Source organism: Blattabacterium cuenoti BPAA, assembly GCF_000348805.1.
GTDB classification, from domain to species: domain Bacteria; phylum Bacteroidota; class Bacteroidia; order Flavobacteriales; family Blattabacteriaceae; genus Blattabacterium; species Blattabacterium cuenoti_B.
The window spans coordinates 311046-327390 of record NC_020510.1 but is presented as its reverse complement, the minus strand read 5'-3'; the positions used below and the strand labels follow the sequence as shown (position 1 = coordinate 327390).

At 29.1% G+C, this 16345-nt stretch carries 14 protein-coding genes; 10 read left to right on the top strand and 4 right to left on the bottom strand.

Going from position 1 to position 16345, the window contains the following annotated elements; translation table 11 throughout:
- Position 1 precedes the first annotated feature (1 nt).
- The 3 genes from lon to BPAA_RS01530 form a co-directional block, all read right to left on the bottom strand.
- A complete protein-coding gene (lon, locus tag BPAA_RS01540) occupies positions 2-2404 on the bottom strand; it encodes an endopeptidase La (RefSeq protein WP_015429923.1) in 2403 nt (800 codons plus the stop codon).
- A 131-nt stretch (positions 2405-2535) separates the two neighbouring features.
- A complete protein-coding gene (gene ligA, locus BPAA_RS01535; RefSeq protein WP_015429922.1) occupies positions 2536-4566 on the bottom strand; it encodes an NAD-dependent DNA ligase LigA in 2031 nt (676 codons plus the stop codon).
- A 9-nt stretch (positions 4567-4575) separates the two neighbouring features.
- Positions 4576-5487, bottom strand: a complete 912-nt coding sequence (locus tag BPAA_RS01530) for a N5-glutamine methyltransferase family protein (protein WP_015429921.1) — start codon at positions 5485-5487, stop codon at positions 4576-4578.
- Positions 5488-5563: 76 nt separating this feature from the next.
- On the opposite strand from BPAA_RS01530, the gene mnmE reads away from it, so the two are divergent.
- The 5 genes from mnmE to rplI are packed head-to-tail and all read left to right on the top strand — an operon-like array spanning position 5564 to position 9652.
- Positions 5564-6961 carry a tRNA uridine-5-carboxymethylaminomethyl(34) synthesis GTPase MnmE gene (gene mnmE / locus BPAA_RS01525; RefSeq protein ID WP_015429920.1) on the top strand — a complete coding sequence of 466 codons (1398 nt, stop codon included), beginning with the start codon at positions 5564-5566 and terminating at the stop codon, positions 6959-6961.
- A 12-nt stretch (positions 6962-6973) separates the two neighbouring features.
- A complete protein-coding gene (gene gltX, locus BPAA_RS01520) occupies positions 6974-8482 on the top strand; it encodes a glutamate--tRNA ligase (RefSeq protein ID WP_015429919.1) in 1509 nt (502 codons plus the stop codon).
- Positions 8483-8541: 59 nt separating this feature from the next.
- Positions 8542-8892, top strand: coding sequence for a 30S ribosomal protein S6 (rpsF, locus tag BPAA_RS01515; RefSeq protein ID WP_015429918.1), 351 nt, complete (start codon positions 8542-8544; stop codon positions 8890-8892).
- A complete protein-coding gene (rpsR, locus tag BPAA_RS01510; protein ID WP_015429917.1) occupies positions 8889-9191 on the top strand; it encodes a 30S ribosomal protein S18 in 303 nt (100 codons plus the stop codon). The genes rpsF and rpsR overlap by 4 nt, the downstream gene beginning before the upstream one ends.
- A gap of 2 nt (positions 9192-9193) precedes the next feature.
- Positions 9194-9652: a 50S ribosomal protein L9 gene (gene rplI / locus BPAA_RS01505; protein WP_015429916.1), complete on the top strand. Its 459-nt coding sequence runs from the start codon at positions 9194-9196 to the stop codon at positions 9650-9652.
- On the opposite strand, the gene BPAA_RS01500 is transcribed toward rplI, so the two are convergent.
- Entirely contained in the window at positions 9632-10975 is a 1344-nt protein-coding gene (locus tag BPAA_RS01500) for an Nramp family divalent metal transporter (protein WP_015429915.1), read from the bottom strand. The two genes, rplI and BPAA_RS01500, sit on opposite strands and share 21 nt — an antisense overlap.
- 166 nt (positions 10976-11141) lie before the next feature.
- On the opposite strand from BPAA_RS01500, the gene BPAA_RS01495 reads away from it, so the two are divergent.
- The 5 genes from BPAA_RS01495 to metK are packed head-to-tail and all read left to right on the top strand — an operon-like array spanning position 11142 to position 16340.
- A complete protein-coding gene (locus BPAA_RS01495) occupies positions 11142-11978 on the top strand; it encodes a prephenate dehydratase (RefSeq protein WP_015429914.1) in 837 nt (278 codons plus the stop codon).
- On the top strand, positions 11978-13117 hold the full coding sequence (locus tag BPAA_RS01490) for a pyridoxal phosphate-dependent aminotransferase (RefSeq protein WP_015429913.1): 1140 nt from the start codon (positions 11978-11980) through the stop codon (positions 13115-13117). Before BPAA_RS01495 ends, BPAA_RS01490 begins: the two co-directional genes overlap by 1 nt.
- The gene (locus BPAA_RS01485; RefSeq protein WP_015429912.1) at positions 13114-13962 is read left to right on the top strand and encodes a prephenate dehydrogenase; all 849 of its coding nucleotides are present in this window, start codon (positions 13114-13116) and stop codon (positions 13960-13962) included. The genes BPAA_RS01490 and BPAA_RS01485 overlap by 4 nt, the downstream gene beginning before the upstream one ends.
- 15 nt (positions 13963-13977) lie before the next feature.
- Positions 13978-15051 (top strand): bifunctional 3-deoxy-7-phosphoheptulonate synthase/chorismate mutase type II, encoded by a 1074-nt coding sequence (locus BPAA_RS01480; protein ID WP_015429911.1) that lies wholly within the window; start codon positions 13978-13980, stop codon positions 15049-15051.
- 26 nt (positions 15052-15077) lie between these two features.
- Positions 15078-16340, top strand: coding sequence for a methionine adenosyltransferase (metK, locus tag BPAA_RS01475; RefSeq protein WP_015429910.1), 1263 nt, complete (start codon positions 15078-15080; stop codon positions 16338-16340).
- The last annotated feature ends 5 nt before the right edge of the window (positions 16341-16345 follow it).

Below are 16345 nucleotides of genomic sequence, written 5' to 3'. Positions count from 1 at the left end.
TTTACAATAAAGCTAAATGAATCACATCATTCATATTTTTAACATAATCAAAGGTTAATCCTTTTAAGTGTTCCGTTTTGATTTCTTCTATATCTTTTTTATTCTCCTGTGATAGAATAATTTCTTTAATATTAGCACGTTTAGCCGCTAGAATCTTTTCTTTAATTCCACCAACAGGAAGAACCTTCCCTCTTAGAGTGATTTCTCCTGTCATAGCTAAATGAGGTCTTAACTTTCTTTTCGTAAAACTTGAGACTAGAGATGTTAACATTGTTATTCCTGCAGATGGCCCATCTTTAGGAACGGCTCCTTCAGGAACATGAACATGTACATTTTTTTCTTCAAACATTATAGGATCTATGTGAAATTCTTTATAATGAGCTTTGATATACTGTAAAGCTATTGTAGCAGATTCTTTCATGACCTCTCCTAAATTGCCAGTAAGACTTAAATGACCTTTACCTTTAGATAAACTGGATTCAATATATAAAATATCTCCCCCAAAATGAGTCCAAGCTAACCCAGTTACTACACCTGGAACATTATTGTCTTCATAACGATCTGGATCATTAGGAATACCAAGAATTTTTTCTATTTTTTCAATACTCAAAAGCTTCACATATTTCTTGTTCATTGCAATATGTTTAGCTACATAACGTGCTAATTTAGCAATCTGTTTTTCCAAAGTTCTCAATCCAGATTCTCTTGTATAACTTTCAATGACTTTTTCTATTTCTTTCGTTCCAAGTATTAAATCTGATTTTCTTAATCCATTGTCTTTTAACTGTTTAGGTAAAATATGTTTTTTTACAATTTGTGTTTTTTCTTCTACCGTATATCCATTCATTTCTATGACCTCCATTCTATCTATTAAAGCAGGTTGAATATGGGAAAGTGAATTTGCTGTAGCAATAAATAATACTTTTGATAAATCGTACCCCATTTCTAAAAAATTATCGTAAAACGAAGTATTTTGTTCTGGATCTAAAACTTCCAACATGGCAGAAGAAGGATCCCCATTTGTCCCTATTCCCATTTTATCTATTTCGTCTATCACAAAAACAGGATTCGAAGTTCCTACTTTTCGAATAGATTGTAATAGTCTACCAGGCATAGCTCCTATATAAGTTCTTCTGTGTCCCCGTATTTCTGATTCATCATGCAATCCTCCCAAAGAAATACGAACGTATTTTCTTTTCAGTGCGGTAGCTATAGATCTTCCTAAAGAAGTTTTTCCGACTCCAGGTGGACCGTAAAAGCATAGAATAGGAGAACGCATATCTCCTCTTAATTTTAAGACAGCTAAATATTCTATAATCCGCTCTTTTACTTTTTCCAGTCCATAGTGATCTCTATCTAGTATTTTTTGTGCATATTCTAAATCAAAATTATCTTTTGAATATCTTCCCCAAGGAAGATCAATCATTAATTCCAGATAATTCCTTTGTACCGTATATTCTGGCATTTGAGGATTGGTTCTTTGCATTTTTAGCAATTCCCTATCAAACTGTTTTTTTGCTTCCTTTGGCCATTTTTTTCTGGAAGCTTTAACACGCATTTCATCTATCTCTTTCTCATAAGAAATATCTCCTAGTTCTTCTTGTATGGCTTTAATTTGCTGATGCAAAAAATATTCTCTCTGTTGCTGATCCATATCACTACGAACACGGGATTGAATATCGTTTTTTAATTTAATTTGTTGATGTTCTACGTTTAGAAAACGCAACGTTTCCATTGCTCTTTTTTTCAAATCATCGTATTCTAACAATTTTTGTTTATCTCTAGTAGCTAAATTCATATTAGCTGCTACAAAATTTATTAAAAAAGAAGGACTTTCAATATTACGAATTGCGATGCTTGCTTCTGATGGTAGATTTGGGTTATCTTGAATAATTTTTATAGCTATCTCCTTTATAGATTCTACTAAAGCAAGGTATTCTTTATCCTGGCAGGAAGGTTTATTTTCTTCTAACGCTATAATTTCCGCTTTAAAATATGGATCATTTTGAATAAAACGATTGACTTTAAATCTTCTTTTTCCCTGCAAAATAACGGTAGTATTTCCATCAGGCATTTTTAATAATTTCAATATTTTAGCAACCGTTCCAATAGAATACAAATCTTTTTCACTAAGATTTTCTATCCCAGAATTTTTTTGTGTTAATACTCCAACTGTTTTATCTAATCCATAAGCATCTTGTAACAATTGTATGGATCCACTTTTTCCTGCTATAATTGGAAAAACAATTCCAGAATACAAAACCATATTTCTTACTGTTAAGATACATAATTGTTCGGGAATATCGTCTTTAAGTAACTGATCTTCTTCATCTTGACTCATTAAGGGTATAAACTCAGCTTCAGATTCGAATCCAGATTCTGTAAATATATTTTTTAAGAACATAAAAAAAATAGATTTCTGACTTAATGGATTAACTCATCTAAGAATCAATCCCCACTTGTAAATTAAATATACTGTTTTCTATATGAAAAACAAAACCATATATACGGACTTTAATGAATTACTGCCCATTGTTAAAAAATTGATCTATTTTGATTTTTTTCTTTTTGAAGCAGATCCAAAAAGATCTGTTCTGTCAAAATTTTTACGTGATTTTTTTTCATACTTTTTTTTAATTTGGAACCAAAATTTTTTCCAACTACTATAAAATTAATTTTATTATTGACCGTATTATATACTATTCCACCTAAAAATTCTACTATATTTTTAGCCTCATTCCGGGTCATACAAGATAATTTACCTGTAAATACAAAAGATTTTCCTTGAATCAAAGAATATTTTTTTATCATAGTACATTTCGTAATATGTAATTTTAATCCATATTTTACAAGCATTTTAATTATATGTATATGTTCCGTAATTGAAAAATAAGTAATGATACTTTTTGCAATGTTTTTTCCTATCCCAGAAATAGAAATTAAATGATTATAATTTGCATGCATCAAAGAATTAATATTCAAAAAATTTTCTGTCAATTTTTTGGAAAAATATTCTCCAACATAACGAATCCCTAAGGCAAATAATACTCTACAATAGGGGTTTTTTTTCGATGTTTCTATATTATTCAAAATGCCACATGCCAATTTTTCTTTGACTCCATCTATTTGAAATAGTTCTTTTTTTTTCAATTCATATAAATCATAAAAATTATATAAAAAACCTTTTTTGTATAGTTTATGAATCATTTTCACTCCAATTTTTTTTATATTCATCACATTTACAAAGTGTATTATTTTTCCTATTCTTTTAGAAAAACAGTTTTGATGAGTACAGTAAAATAATTCATTTTTTTTCGTTAAAACGCTATTACATGATGGGCATTTTTTTAAAAAAAAGACAGGAAAAGTTTGATTCGATCTTTTTCCTATGTTGATTTTTGTGACTTTTGGAATGATATTCCCTCCCTTTTCTAATAAAAGGGTATCTTCATAATGAATTCCCATTTTTTGTATGAAACGATCATTATAAAGTGCAACTCTTTTGATTGTGGTTCCAGTAATTAAAATAGGAACAACATTGGCAACAGGAGTAATGATCCCCGTCCGTCCCACTTGATACGTAATACTTAATAATTTGGTTTCATACAATTTTTGTCTAAACTTATAGGCGATAGCCCAACGTGGGTATTTATTGGTAAATCCTAAAAAGGATTGTTTTTGATATTCATTCACTTTAATGACTATTCCGTCTGTATGATACGGAAGTTGGTTTTGACAGATTTTCCAAAAGTCTATAAAATGGAATACTTCTTTCATATTTCTGCAAAAACGTGCTGTAGGAGCTTGAAAACCCCAATTTTTTATGTATTTTATAGCTTCATATTGTGTACTAAAAGGTAAATAATTTCCTACAACATGAAATGCTATACAAAATAAATCTCTTTTACGTACTTCTTGAGGATCATGAATTTTCAGTAGAGTTCCACTCGCCGTATTTCTTGGATTGGTATAAGGGGGTAGTCCATTATTGATCCGTTGTTGATTTATTTCTATAAAGTTCTTTATAGGAAGAAAAATTTCTCCACGTATCTCAAGATACGTAGGATAATAGTTATTTCCTCTTAATTTGAAAGGAATATATTTTATCATTTTTATATTTCTTGTGACATCTTCTCCTTTTTCTCCATCACCACGAGTTACTGCATTGGTTAAAAATCCGTTTTTATAAATCAAATTAATAGAGACTCCATCATATTTGGGTTCACAGACAAAAGATAAAGAATGAACTGATTTACTTATTTTTGTTTTCCAAATCATTAATTCTTTTTTAGAATAGGTATTTTGAATAGAATACATTTTGTATTTATGATGATAAACAGGAGAGATAGAAGAGTCGGTTGGATGAACTTTTGCTCCTACTTTGATTGTAGGAGAAGTAGGATTCTGTAATTCAGGATATAGATTTTCTAAAAAAGATAATTCTTTTAATTTTTTATCAAAATGATAGTCTGATATTTCTGAAATTCCAAAATTATAATATTGATCATTATATTTTAACAACTCTTTTCTGAGTTGAAATATTTTTTTTTCTATTTTTTTATCCATTTTTGATTATTATTTATTTGCGTAATAAATTGCACGAACCATTCTGAAAAAACCTTGAAAGTCTCTTCTGATTTCTATATTTAAAAATCCCATTTTTTTCAAAAGATCAATGATATCCAAATAAATAAATTGGTTGATTTCAAAATAAATATAAACGATTCCAGTCAGTCTTTTTTTGATCCAAAAAGAAATTTTTTGATAAAAAATCAAAGGGGTCTTATCAGGAACAAATAAAGCTTGATAAGGTTCGTATTGAACAATGTTTGGGTGTAAAAGTTTTTTTTCAGATAGTCTGATATAGGGAGGATTACTTACGATAATGTGAACAGAATTTTTGTTTATTTTTGTAGGGATGGCCATTCCCCCTTTCAAAATATCCACATTTTTTAATGAAATTTTTACATTATGTAATTTCGCGTTTTTCTTAGCTATGTCAAGAGCTTCTTGATCAGAGTCCATGGCATAAATATGTAAAAATTCAGGTTTTTTCTTTTTTAAAGTAATACTAATACATCCACTTCCTGTTCCAATATCAAATACTTGAATGGTGGGGGTATTATGATGTCCATCTTTTTTATTATTATGATCTTGTAGTATCCATGATACCAATTCTTCTGTTTCTGGTCTAGGAATGAATACTTTTTCATTAACAATGAATTTCATTCCAAAAAAGTAGGCATGCCCAATTACATATTGTATGGGTCTATTTTTTTTCAATTCCCACAATTTTTTGATTAATTTATCGTAAGTAACAAAATGAATTTTTTCTTTTCTACTTATTCGTAATAAAATAGTTGTTTTATCACATTGAAAAATGTGGGTAGTGAGTAAGAAAAAGATACTTTCTAATTCCTTAGGTTCTGGATATAAGTCTTGAAGAGTGTTTTGAAAAACACGGTAAAATTTGTCAAAAGATCCCATATGATGAAATTAAAATGATGAGAATTTCAAAAAAATACTTATTTTCAATCACAACACATAATTTGTTCGTTTTTTTATGTTAGATTTAGATGATGATACCATTGTTGCTTTAGCAACTCCTATTGGATCTAGTGCGATTTCTGTTATTCGTATTTCTGGAAAAAATTCCATATCTACTGTTGAAAATGTTTTTACTTCTATGAAACCTGGAAAAAAACTGGAAAATCAATCTACACATACGATTCATTTAGGATATATTGTCTCAGAAAATCAGAATTTATTAGATCAAGTCTTAGTTTCTATTTTTAGATCCCCTCTTTCTTATACAGGAGAGAATATGATAGAGATTTCTTGTCATGGATCTTATTATATTCAACAGCAGATTTTGCAATTGCTTATTAGAAAAGGAATCCGTTTGGCTCGTCCTGGAGAATTTACATTTCGTGCTTTTATGAATCAAAAATTGGATTTATCACAAGCTGAAGCAATCGCTGATTTGATTGTATCTGAAAATAAAATCTGTCATGAAATCTCTTTACAACAAATCAAAGGAACATTGTCTAACACTATTAAGAGTTTAAGAAAAAAGTTATTGGATTTTGCCTCTTTACTAGAATTGGAATTGGATTTTGGCGAAGAAAATGTGATTTTTGCTAAAAGATCAGAACTTTTTTCTTTTTTACAAGAATTAGAAGAAATTTTAAAAGATTTAATTGAATCTTTTTCGTTAGGAAATGCTATCAAAAAAGGAATAGATGTGGTCATTATTGGAGAACCCAATGTGGGAAAATCTACTTTTTTTAATCAGGTAATTCAGGAAGACCGTTCCATTATATCCCATATACAAGGAACAACTAGAGATTGTGTGGAAGGAAAAATTATTTTAAATGGAATTCTTTTTCATTTTTGGGATACAGCAGGAATTAGAAAAACCCAAGATTCTATAGAAATTATGGGAGTGGAAAGAACCATGAAAAAAATAGAAGAGTCTCAAGTCATATTCTATATTTTTGATTCTTCAAATAAGGAAAAACAAAAAATGATTAGTAATATTCAAGAAATTCACAAAAAATATCCATTAAAAAATATTTTTGTTATAGCGAATAAATCAGATCTATCTCCTTTTTATTTTCATGATTTTGAAAATTTTAAGTCAAAGATTCCTTATTTTTTTGAAATTTCTTCAAAAAATTATCCTGAAGTCAAAAGGGTGCTCCATGCTTTGAGTTCTTTATTTTTGGATAAATTAAAAGAAAAAAAAATAGTAGTGACACAAAACAGACATTATGAAGCTTTGAAACTATCATTAAAAGAACTCTCATTGGCACATAATACTTTCCATCAAGGATTTTCAATAGATTTAGTTTCAATATATCTTAAAGAAGCATTACGGTATTTAGGAGAGATTACGGGAGAAATCACAAGTGAAGATATACTCAAAAATATTTTTTCAAAATTTTGCATCGGAAAATAAGATTGATAAATTATGTTACAACATTCTGTAAGAGTTCGTTTTGCTCCTAGTCCTACAGGCCCACTTCATTTAGGGGGAATTAGAACCGCATTATATAATTATCTTTTTGCTAAAAAACATGGCGGAAGATTCATCCTTAGAATAGAAGATACTGATCGAAAAAGATTTGTTGAGAATTCTGAATCATATATTTTGGAAACATTGAAATGGTGTCACATAGAACCTGACGAAGGAGTCGGATATGGAGGAGCTTATTATCCTTATTATCAATCTAAAAGGATAAATATTTATCGTATGTATATCAATAAATTGTTAAAGAAAGGGGATGCTTATTATGCTTTTGACACAGATCAAGATCTTGATAAAAAAAGAAAAGAATATCATCATCGTGGGTTAACTTTTTCTTATAATTCTAGAATTAGAATGAAACTGAATAATTCTTTAACTCTGACGAAAGAACAATTACATGATAAATTACGATCTTGTTCTTATGTCGTTCGATTTAAAATAGAACCTGGAGAAACATTGAAAATGCATGATATCATACGTGGAAATATAATAGTTGAGACAGATCACTTAGACGATAAAATTTTGTTAAAATCGGATGGAGGAGCTACTTATCATTTAGCTAATACCATAGACGATTCTTTAATGAAAATTACTCATGTAATCAGAGGAGAAGAATGGCTTCCATCTATGTCTTTACATGTATTGTTATATAGGTCTTTGGGGTGGACCCCTCCTCATTTTGCACATTTGCCTTTAATTTTAAGAAATGATGGAAAAGGGAAAATTAGTAAAAGAAATGCAGATAGTTTCAATTTTCCTATATATCCTATACAATGGAAAATTCCAAAAACAAAAATTATCATACCAGGATATAGGGAATTAGGTTATTTTTCAGAAGCATTTGTGAATATGTTAGCTTTATTAGGATGGAATCCTGGAGTTGAAAGAGAAATCTTCTCTTTACAAGAATTAATCAATTTCTTTTCTTTAGAAAGAATAAAGAAATCTGGTGTTTATTTTGATATCAAAAAAGCAAATTGGTTCAATAAAAAATATTTAAATAAAAAAAAAGAAAAAATATTTGCATTTCTTTTCGAAGAAATCAAAACACGTTCTATTTTATGCAAAAAAGATTATTTATGGAAAGTCATCCATTTAACAATGGATAGGATTCATTTTATTCATGAAATATGGGAACATTCTTTTTATTTTTTTATTTCTCCTAATTCTTATGAAGTTAATTTTTTCAATAAAATTTGTCATGAAAATACTATTTCTCAATTAGAGAATGCTAAAATATTGTTATATAACATCAATCAATTTACGTCTTTCAATTTGAGATGCTTGTTTCAAAAAACAAAAAATAAAAATCAAACGATGCAATTATTTCGTTTAGCTTTAGTGGGTGTTCTAAAAGGAATTGATATTTTCATCATTTTTGAAATGATTGGAAAAAAAGAAAGTATACGACGCATCGAAAAACTAATCAATCAAATTAAAGAAAAAATTTAGAATGTTTTTGAAAAAAGAACATAAAAATATAGATTTATATTTTCGTAAAAAAAAATTCAATGTTTCAACATTATGAAAATATTATAATAATCACTCCTATATTATCTGATGAACAAGCAAAAGAAACAGCAAAAGAATATGAAAATTATATCATACAAAAAAAAGGAAAAATCGTTCATCAGGAACATTGGGGGTTAAAAAAACTAGCTTATTCCATTCAAAAAAAACAAAGCGGTTGTTTTCACTTATTTGAATTTTTGTTAAATTCTGATTTAGTTTCTGATTTAGAATTGAAATTAAGACAAGATGAACGTATTTTACGTTTTTTAACTGTAAAATTAAATAAATATGGAATAGAATATGCTGAAAAAAGAAGAAAAAAATTGTTAAAAAAAAATGAAGAATTATGATATTGGAGGAAAACCATAAACATGAAAAACAAGTAGTAGATAATGAATTAAGATATTTATCTCCTATAAAAATAGAAACCAAAGTAAAAAAAAAATATTGTTTTTTTGAACGAAAAAATATTAAATATATAGATTATAAAGATCCTACATTTTTAATCAAATTTCTGAATGCGCAAGGAAAAATTTTACCACGTCGTATCACAGGGACTTTACAAAAACATCAAAATAAATTAAATTCGGCTATTAAAAGATGTAGGCAAATTGGACTTTTACCTTTTGTTACAGATGATTTAAGATAAACATGAAAATTCTTCTTAAAAAAGATATAGAAAATTTAGGGTTTCAATACGATGAATTAGATGTAAAACCTGGTTATGCTAGAAACTATCTCATTCCCAAAGGATATGCTGTTTTAGCATTGCCTGGTACTATAAAAAATACTCGTGAAATATTGAACCAACGTTCGAAAAAAGAAAGTTTTTTAATTGAACAATCGAAAGAAATAGAAAATAAATTAAGAAAATTAATTATTAAAATACCAGTAAAGGTAGGTAAAGGAGGAAAAATTTTCGGTTCTATTAATAATCAATATCTTATGAAAGTTTTGAATAAAGAAGAAATTTTTATAGATAAAAAATTTATTAGAATACCTGGAAATAAAGTGATTAAAACAATAGGGAAACATCAGGCAAGGATCCGATTACATCGAAACCTCGAAATTACGTTAAATTTTGAAGTATTATCTTCTTCCCAAGAATAAAGTATTATATAATAAAAATAAATTTAGCAATACAATGATGATTGTAATCAACCAAGCTGATATCTTTAAAATCGGTCCATTGACAAAGGGTCCCATTTTTTCAGAATCTCCTGTAAAATTAACTAATGGAACAATAGCAAAACTTAGTTGAATTGATAAAATAATTTGACTGATTATTAATAATTCCGTTGTTCCTTTTTCTCCATAAACAATAGAGGCAATCATAGCAGGAACAATAGCTATAAGTCTTGTGATTAATCTTCGAATCCAAGGTTTAAATTTTATATTAAGGAACCCTTCCATGACTATTTGTCCAGCTAGAGTTCCAGTTAGTGTTGAATTTTGTCCTGATGCTAGTAAAGCTAAGGCAAAAAAAACTCCAGATAGGCTAGATCCTAGTATAGGAGTTAAAAGTTTGTGTGCATCCATAATGTCTGCAACTTCTGTATATCCAGCTTTATGAAAAGTAGCTGCCGATATAATTAATATAGCAGCATTGATGAAAAATGCTAAAGATAAAGATAAGGTACTGTCTATGGTCGCATATTTTATAGCCATTTTTTTACCTTCAGTAGTACGTGGATAATCTCTGGTTTGTATGATACTGGAGTGAAGATAAAGATTGTGAGGCATGACCGTTGCTCCTAATATTCCTATAGATATATAAAAAGAATGCGAATTTTTTATAATTTCAGAGTTCGGAATAATTCCTTTTAATATAGGAAAAATTTCAGGTTTTGAACTAATAATTTCAAAACTAAAACAAACTAAAATTGTAAAAATTAAAGCGGCTACTACACTTTCAATATATCTAAATCCTTTATATTGGAAAAATAAAATAATTAAAACATCTATAGCTGTAATCAATACTCCCCATGTCATAGGAATTCCAAAAAGCAATTTTAAGGCTAAAACAGAACCAATGATTTCAGCTAAATCACAAGCTGCAATAGAAATTTCACATAATATCCATAGGATAAAACTAATCCAGGCTGGATAATGATCTCTACAAGCTTGTGCTAAATCTCTTTCACAAACAATTCCTAATTTTAAAGCTAAATGTTGCAAAATGATGGCAAAAAAATTGGATATAAAAATGACGGATAAAAGCATATAACCAAATTGAGCTCCACCAGCAATATCTGTGGCCCAATTTCCTGGATCCATATATCCTACAGCAATTAATAATCCTGGACCAGTAAAAGCAAAAAGTTTTTTCCATATTCCTTTCTGTTTAGGAACAGAAACGGAAGAAAAAACTTCCGAAAGAGAAGGGTGCTTGTTTTCATTCCTCCATCCTATAAAAGATTTTTTTTTTTGCATAATGAAATAGTAGAATACAAAAATATAAAGTTAACCGTTTTCATTTTTTTGTTGTCCATTTATGGATCATTTTCATTGTAATTGTGAAAAAATTGGATGAAATAGAATAATTTTTTATCTTTGCTTCAAATTTTTTCGCTTGATTGATGATAATTCAATCTGTTTCATGAAAAAAATAGCGATACAAGGGGTTAAGGGGTGTTTTCATCATGCAGCTGTTTCCAAATATTTTGAGGGATGTAATTATAAGTTAATGGAATGTTCTTCTTTTAGGGAATTGGCAATTGCTGTTGCAAAATCTAATGTGGATATTGGGGTTATGGCTATAGAAAATAGCATAGCGGGAACAATTTTGACGAATTACAGTCTTTTATCTGAATATAATTTAAAAATAGTGGGAGAGGTGTATATGCCGATCCAACATTATCTTATGGCTTATCCCGGACAAAATATAGAAGATATTAAAGAGATATATTCTCATCCTATGGCTATTTTACAATGTGAATTATTCATAGATGCACATCCTTATATAAAGATATCCGAATATTCAGATACAGCTGCGGCTGCTAAATACATTTCTGTATGCAAAAAAAAAGGGTTAGCTGCGATTGCGTCTGAAAATGCGGCTCAAGAATATGGTCTGGAAATCATTTTTAAGAATATACAAACTATCACAAATAATTTTACAAGATTTTTCATTATTAAAAATTGTTATAAACAAAAAAATGATTATTTCAATAAAGCTTCATTGATACTCAAAATCTTGCATACTACTGGTAGTTTATCTAAGATCTTGAGTCTGATATCGAGTCTTGGAATTAACATGACGAAAATACAATCCATTCCTATCATACAAAGACCTTGGGAATATTCATTTTATGTGGATATTATATTCAACAATATAAGAGATTATGAAAAAATGAAAAAACGAATACAAAAAATTCCTTGTCTTCATCAATTGTCTATTATGGGAGAATATAAAAATGGTAGAATTAGATCCTGATGATTGTAGCAGCAAAAAGAATGCATCAAATATCGGAATATTTTTTTTCAAAAAAGATGAAGGAAATTCAAAATCTTGAAAAAAACGGGTTGAAAATTATCAATTTAGGAATTGGAAATCCTGATCTTCTTCCTCCATCTGGAGTTATCCAGAAAATGAAACAAGCGTCGGAATTAAAAAATGCTAATACTTATCAAAGCTATATTGGAATAGAAACATTACGAAATGCTATTTCTAATTGGTATAAAAAAATATATCAAGTTGATGTTGATCCTAAAAATGAAATTTTACCATTAATGGGTTCTAAAGAAGGGATTATGCATATAAGTATGTCTTATTTAGATCAAGGGGATGAGGTTTTAATTCCCGATCCTGGATATCCTACTTATTCCTCCATATCAAAACTTTTGAAAGCAAAAATTATTTATTATGATCTTTATGAAGATGAAAATTGGCTTCCTAGATTGAAAAATATACCCAAGGCAAAGATCATGTGGATAAATTATCCTCACATGCCTACGGGGGCAACGATTTCTTTTGAAGAATTAGAAAAAATTGTTCTTTTTGCGAAAAAAAATCATGTATTACTGGTTCATGACAATCCTTATAGTTTGATATTGAATAAAAAACGTTCTTTCAGTATTTTTAATGTGAAAGGAGCTAAAGATATAGCTTTGGAATTAAATTCTTTAAGTAAAAGTTACAATATGCCTGGATGGCGTGTTGGAATGATTATAGGAAAAAAAAAATTCATTCAGAATATATTGAAAATAAAAAGTCAAATGGATTCTGGAATGTATTATCCCATACAAATTGGAGCCATAGAAGCCATGAATCATGATTCAAGATGGGTTGAAAAACTTAATATAGAATATCTTAAACGAAGAAAAATTATATGGGATATATGTGATTTTTTCAATTTAAAATATTCCAGAAATAGTTCTGGAATATTTGTTTGGGCAAAAATCACTGATTCAGAGAACAATGATCGTATATGGTCAGACAAGGTCCTCAAAACTTATCACATCTTTGTGACACCTGGGAGAGTGTTTGGTCATAATGGAAAAGGATATGTGAGGTTTTCTATGTGTTGTCCAGTAAAAATTTTGGAACAGGCAAAAAATAGGATTTTTTCATGAATATTGGAATAATAGGATTAGGATTGATTGGGGGATCCATTGGTTTAGGATTGAGAAAATCAAATTTTGGAGATAAATTTATAGGAACAGATTCTAATCAAAAAAATGCTTTATATGCTGTAAAACTTGGAATTGTAGATGAGATAATTCCTTTACAGGATCTTATCCTGCAATCTTCAGTCATTGTTTTATCTATTCCTGTAGATGGAATAGAAAAAATACTTCCAAGTATTTTAAATCAAATCAGTACGGATACAGTCATTTTAGATACTGGATCTACAAAATATGATATTTGTAATAGGATTTCTTCTCATCCTAAAAGGAATCGCTTTGTAGCTACACATCCGATTGCAGGAATTGAAAATTCTGGACCGATTTCAGCTGATTCTGATTTGTTTTATCAAAAAAAATGCATCATTTGTGATTCTGAACTAAGTGCTCCAGATGCGATATCTGTTGCTACAAAAATATATTCTATGATGAAAATGCGTATGATTTATATGACCTCTCAAGAACATGATTTATATATTGCTTACATCTCTCATTTACCTCATGTGGTTTCCTTTGCTTTAGCTAGTACCGTTTTAAACAAATTTAAAAATAAAGAAAAAATTTTTCATAATCTGATGGGAAGTGGATTAGATTCAACTACACGTTTAGCGAAAAGTAAGCCTGAAACATGGTTACCTATTTTTATTTCGAATAGAGAAAATATGATTCAATCAATAGATTTCTATATTGATCATTTAAATAAATTTCGTAATCATTTAATAGACAAAAAACTTCATAAAATAGAACAATATATGAAAAAAGCAAACGATATAAAAGATAAAAAATATGTGTAAATTAGATGTATTGTGATGGAAAAATTGAATAATAGTATAGACAGATCTTGGATTGATAAGTGGAATCATCCTTTCATTATATCTGGTCCTTGTAGTGCAGAAAGTGAACAACAAATATTAGAAACAGCCAAAAGATTGAATTCTTCCTATGTTCAAGGATTTAGAGCTGGAATATGGAAACCTAGAACAAAACCCAATAATTTTGAGGGAATTGGAAAAAAAGGACTAGAATGGCTTCATAAAGTTAAAAAGAGTACGGGATTAATGGTCGCTACAGAAATAGCGAATGCGGAACATGTGAAATTAGCCATTTCTTTTGGAATAGATATTCTTTGGATAGGAGCTAGAAGCACGGCGAGTCCTTTTGCAATTCAAGAAATAGCGGATGCTCTGGAAAAAGAAAATAATAAAATTATTTTGGTGAAAAATCCGATTCATCCTGATATAGAATTATGGATAGGAGCTTTAGAACGTTTATCGGGGAAGGGAATTAGAAAATTAGGAGTCATACACCGTGGTTTCTATACCTACCAAAACTCAAGATATCGTAATCAACCTAATTGGAATCTTGTGTTAAATTTTAGGACCCTTCTTCCTAGAATTCCTATTCTATGTGATCCTTCACATATTTGTGGAAAAACAGAAGGAATTTTGGATATCGCAAAAAAAGCTTATCATTTTCAATATGAAGGATTAATGATAGAAAGTCATTGTGATCCTGATCAGGCTTGGAGCGATGCTCAACAACAAATTACTCCAGAAAATCTTTTGAAAATGTTAAAAACATTAACACATCTCGAAAAATCTGATCAAAAAAGTCAAAGATCTTTAGATTCTTTCAGAATTTTAATAGATGAACTAGATGAAAATATTATTTCTCTTTTAGCAGAAAGAATGGATATTTCCAAAAAATTAGGAACTTTGAAAAAATCTTCAGATATTGCGATTTTTCAACCCAGTAGATGGAAAGATATTATGAAAAAATCTATAACTTTTGGGAAAAGTTTAGAAATTTCTGAAAAATTTCTTGAAGAAGTTTTTCAACTCTTGCATCAAGAATCTATTAAAGTTCAGAATCAAATCCGATAAATTAAAAATACTTCTTAGTCCTTCCTATGGCTTATTTATTTACCAGCGAATCTGTTTCAGAAGGTCATCCTGATAAGATTTCAGATCAAATATCTGACTCTATATTAGATCATTTTTTAGCGTTTGATCCAGATGCAAAAGTCGCTATAGAAACTTTAGTAACCACGGGACAAATTATATTAGCTGGAGAAGCTAATTCTAAGACTTGGGTAAATGTTCAAAAAATAGCTCGTGCTATCCTTAGAAAAATAGGATACACTAAAAATGAATATAGATTCAATGCAGATTCTTGTGGAGTTCTTTCTTCTATTCAAGGACAATCTTTGGATCTATTAGAGGGAATTCAAAAATCAAAAAAAGAAGAACAAGGTTCTGGAGATCAATGTTCTGTTTTTGGATATGCTGTAAAGGAAACAGAGAATTATATGCCATTGTCATTAAACATTTCACATCATATATTAAGGGAACTTTCATATCTTAGAAATGAAGGAGAAAAAATGACTTATTTACGTCCAGATGCAAAATCTCAAGTAACTTTAGAATATTCTGATGCCAATGTTCCGGTGCATATTCATGCTATTGTCATTTCAACTCAACATGATGAATTTGATACGAAAAAAAGAATGCATCAACGTATAGTTGATGATGTTAAAAAGATTCTTATTCCAAGAGTAATGAATAATATAAAAAATGTAAAAAAATTATTTACGGATAGAACAAAATATTACATTAATTCAACAGGAAAATTCGTTACGGGAGGACCTCATGGGGATACTGGTATTACCGGAAGAAAAATTATAGTAGATACTTATGGAGGAAGGGGATCTCATGGAGGAGGAGCTTTTTCTGGAAAAGATCCATCTAAAATGGATAGATCTGGAGCTTATGCCGCTAGACATATAGCCAAAAACTTGGTGGCAGCAGGGATTTCAGATGAATTGCTGATTCAAATCTCTTATGCGGCAGGGATTGCAGAACCCATAGAAATTTTCGTCAATACCTATGGTAAATCAAAAATAGATAATGAAAACATTGCGTTGAATGTAAAAAAAATTTTTGATTTACGTCCTTATGCTATAGAAAAAAGATTAAAATTGCGTCAACCAATGTATGAAGAAACATCTGTATATGGACATATGGGAAGAACTCCACAAAAAGTAGAGAAGTCTTTTTTAGATATAAAAGGGAATCAAAAAAAACAAGAAGTAGAACTTTTCACATGGGAAAAATTGGACTACTTATCCGTGATAAAGGATATATTTCATATTTCAAAAAATAGGTATTTTTAGTTAAA

Excerpts from the sequence above, each read along its gene's own strand:
- lon (WP_015429923.1), bottom strand. The coding sequence starts at position 2,404 with ATGTTCTTAAAAAATATATTTACAGAATCTGGATTCGAATCTGAAGCT.
- ligA (WP_015429922.1), bottom strand. The coding sequence starts at position 4,566 with ATGGATAAAAAAATAGAAAAAAAAATATTTCAACTCAGAAAAGAGTTG.
- BPAA_RS01530 (WP_015429921.1), bottom strand. The coding sequence starts at position 5,487 with ATGGGATCTTTTGACAAATTTTACCGTGTTTTTCAAAACACTCTTCAA.
- mnmE (WP_015429920.1), top strand. The coding sequence starts at position 5,564 with ATGTTAGATTTAGATGATGATACCATTGTTGCTTTAGCAACTCCTATT.
- gltX (WP_015429919.1), top strand. The coding sequence starts at position 6,974 with ATGTTACAACATTCTGTAAGAGTTCGTTTTGCTCCTAGTCCTACAGGC.
- rpsF (WP_015429918.1), top strand. The coding sequence starts at position 8,542 with ATGTTTCAACATTATGAAAATATTATAATAATCACTCCTATATTATCT.
- rpsR (WP_015429917.1), top strand. The coding sequence starts at position 8,889 with ATGATATTGGAGGAAAACCATAAACATGAAAAACAAGTAGTAGATAAT.
- rplI (WP_015429916.1), top strand. The coding sequence starts at position 9,194 with ATGAAAATTCTTCTTAAAAAAGATATAGAAAATTTAGGGTTTCAATAC.
- BPAA_RS01500 (WP_015429915.1), bottom strand. The coding sequence starts at position 10,975 with ATGCAAAAAAAAAAATCTTTTATAGGATGGAGGAATGAAAACAAGCAC.
- BPAA_RS01495 (WP_015429914.1), top strand. The coding sequence starts at position 11,142 with ATGAAAAAAATAGCGATACAAGGGGTTAAGGGGTGTTTTCATCATGCA.
- BPAA_RS01490 (WP_015429913.1), top strand. The coding sequence starts at position 11,978 with ATGATTGTAGCAGCAAAAAGAATGCATCAAATATCGGAATATTTTTTT.
- BPAA_RS01485 (WP_015429912.1), top strand. The coding sequence starts at position 13,114 with ATGAATATTGGAATAATAGGATTAGGATTGATTGGGGGATCCATTGGT.
- BPAA_RS01480 (WP_015429911.1), top strand. The coding sequence starts at position 13,978 with ATGGAAAAATTGAATAATAGTATAGACAGATCTTGGATTGATAAGTGG.
- metK (WP_015429910.1), top strand. The coding sequence starts at position 15,078 with ATGGCTTATTTATTTACCAGCGAATCTGTTTCAGAAGGTCATCCTGAT.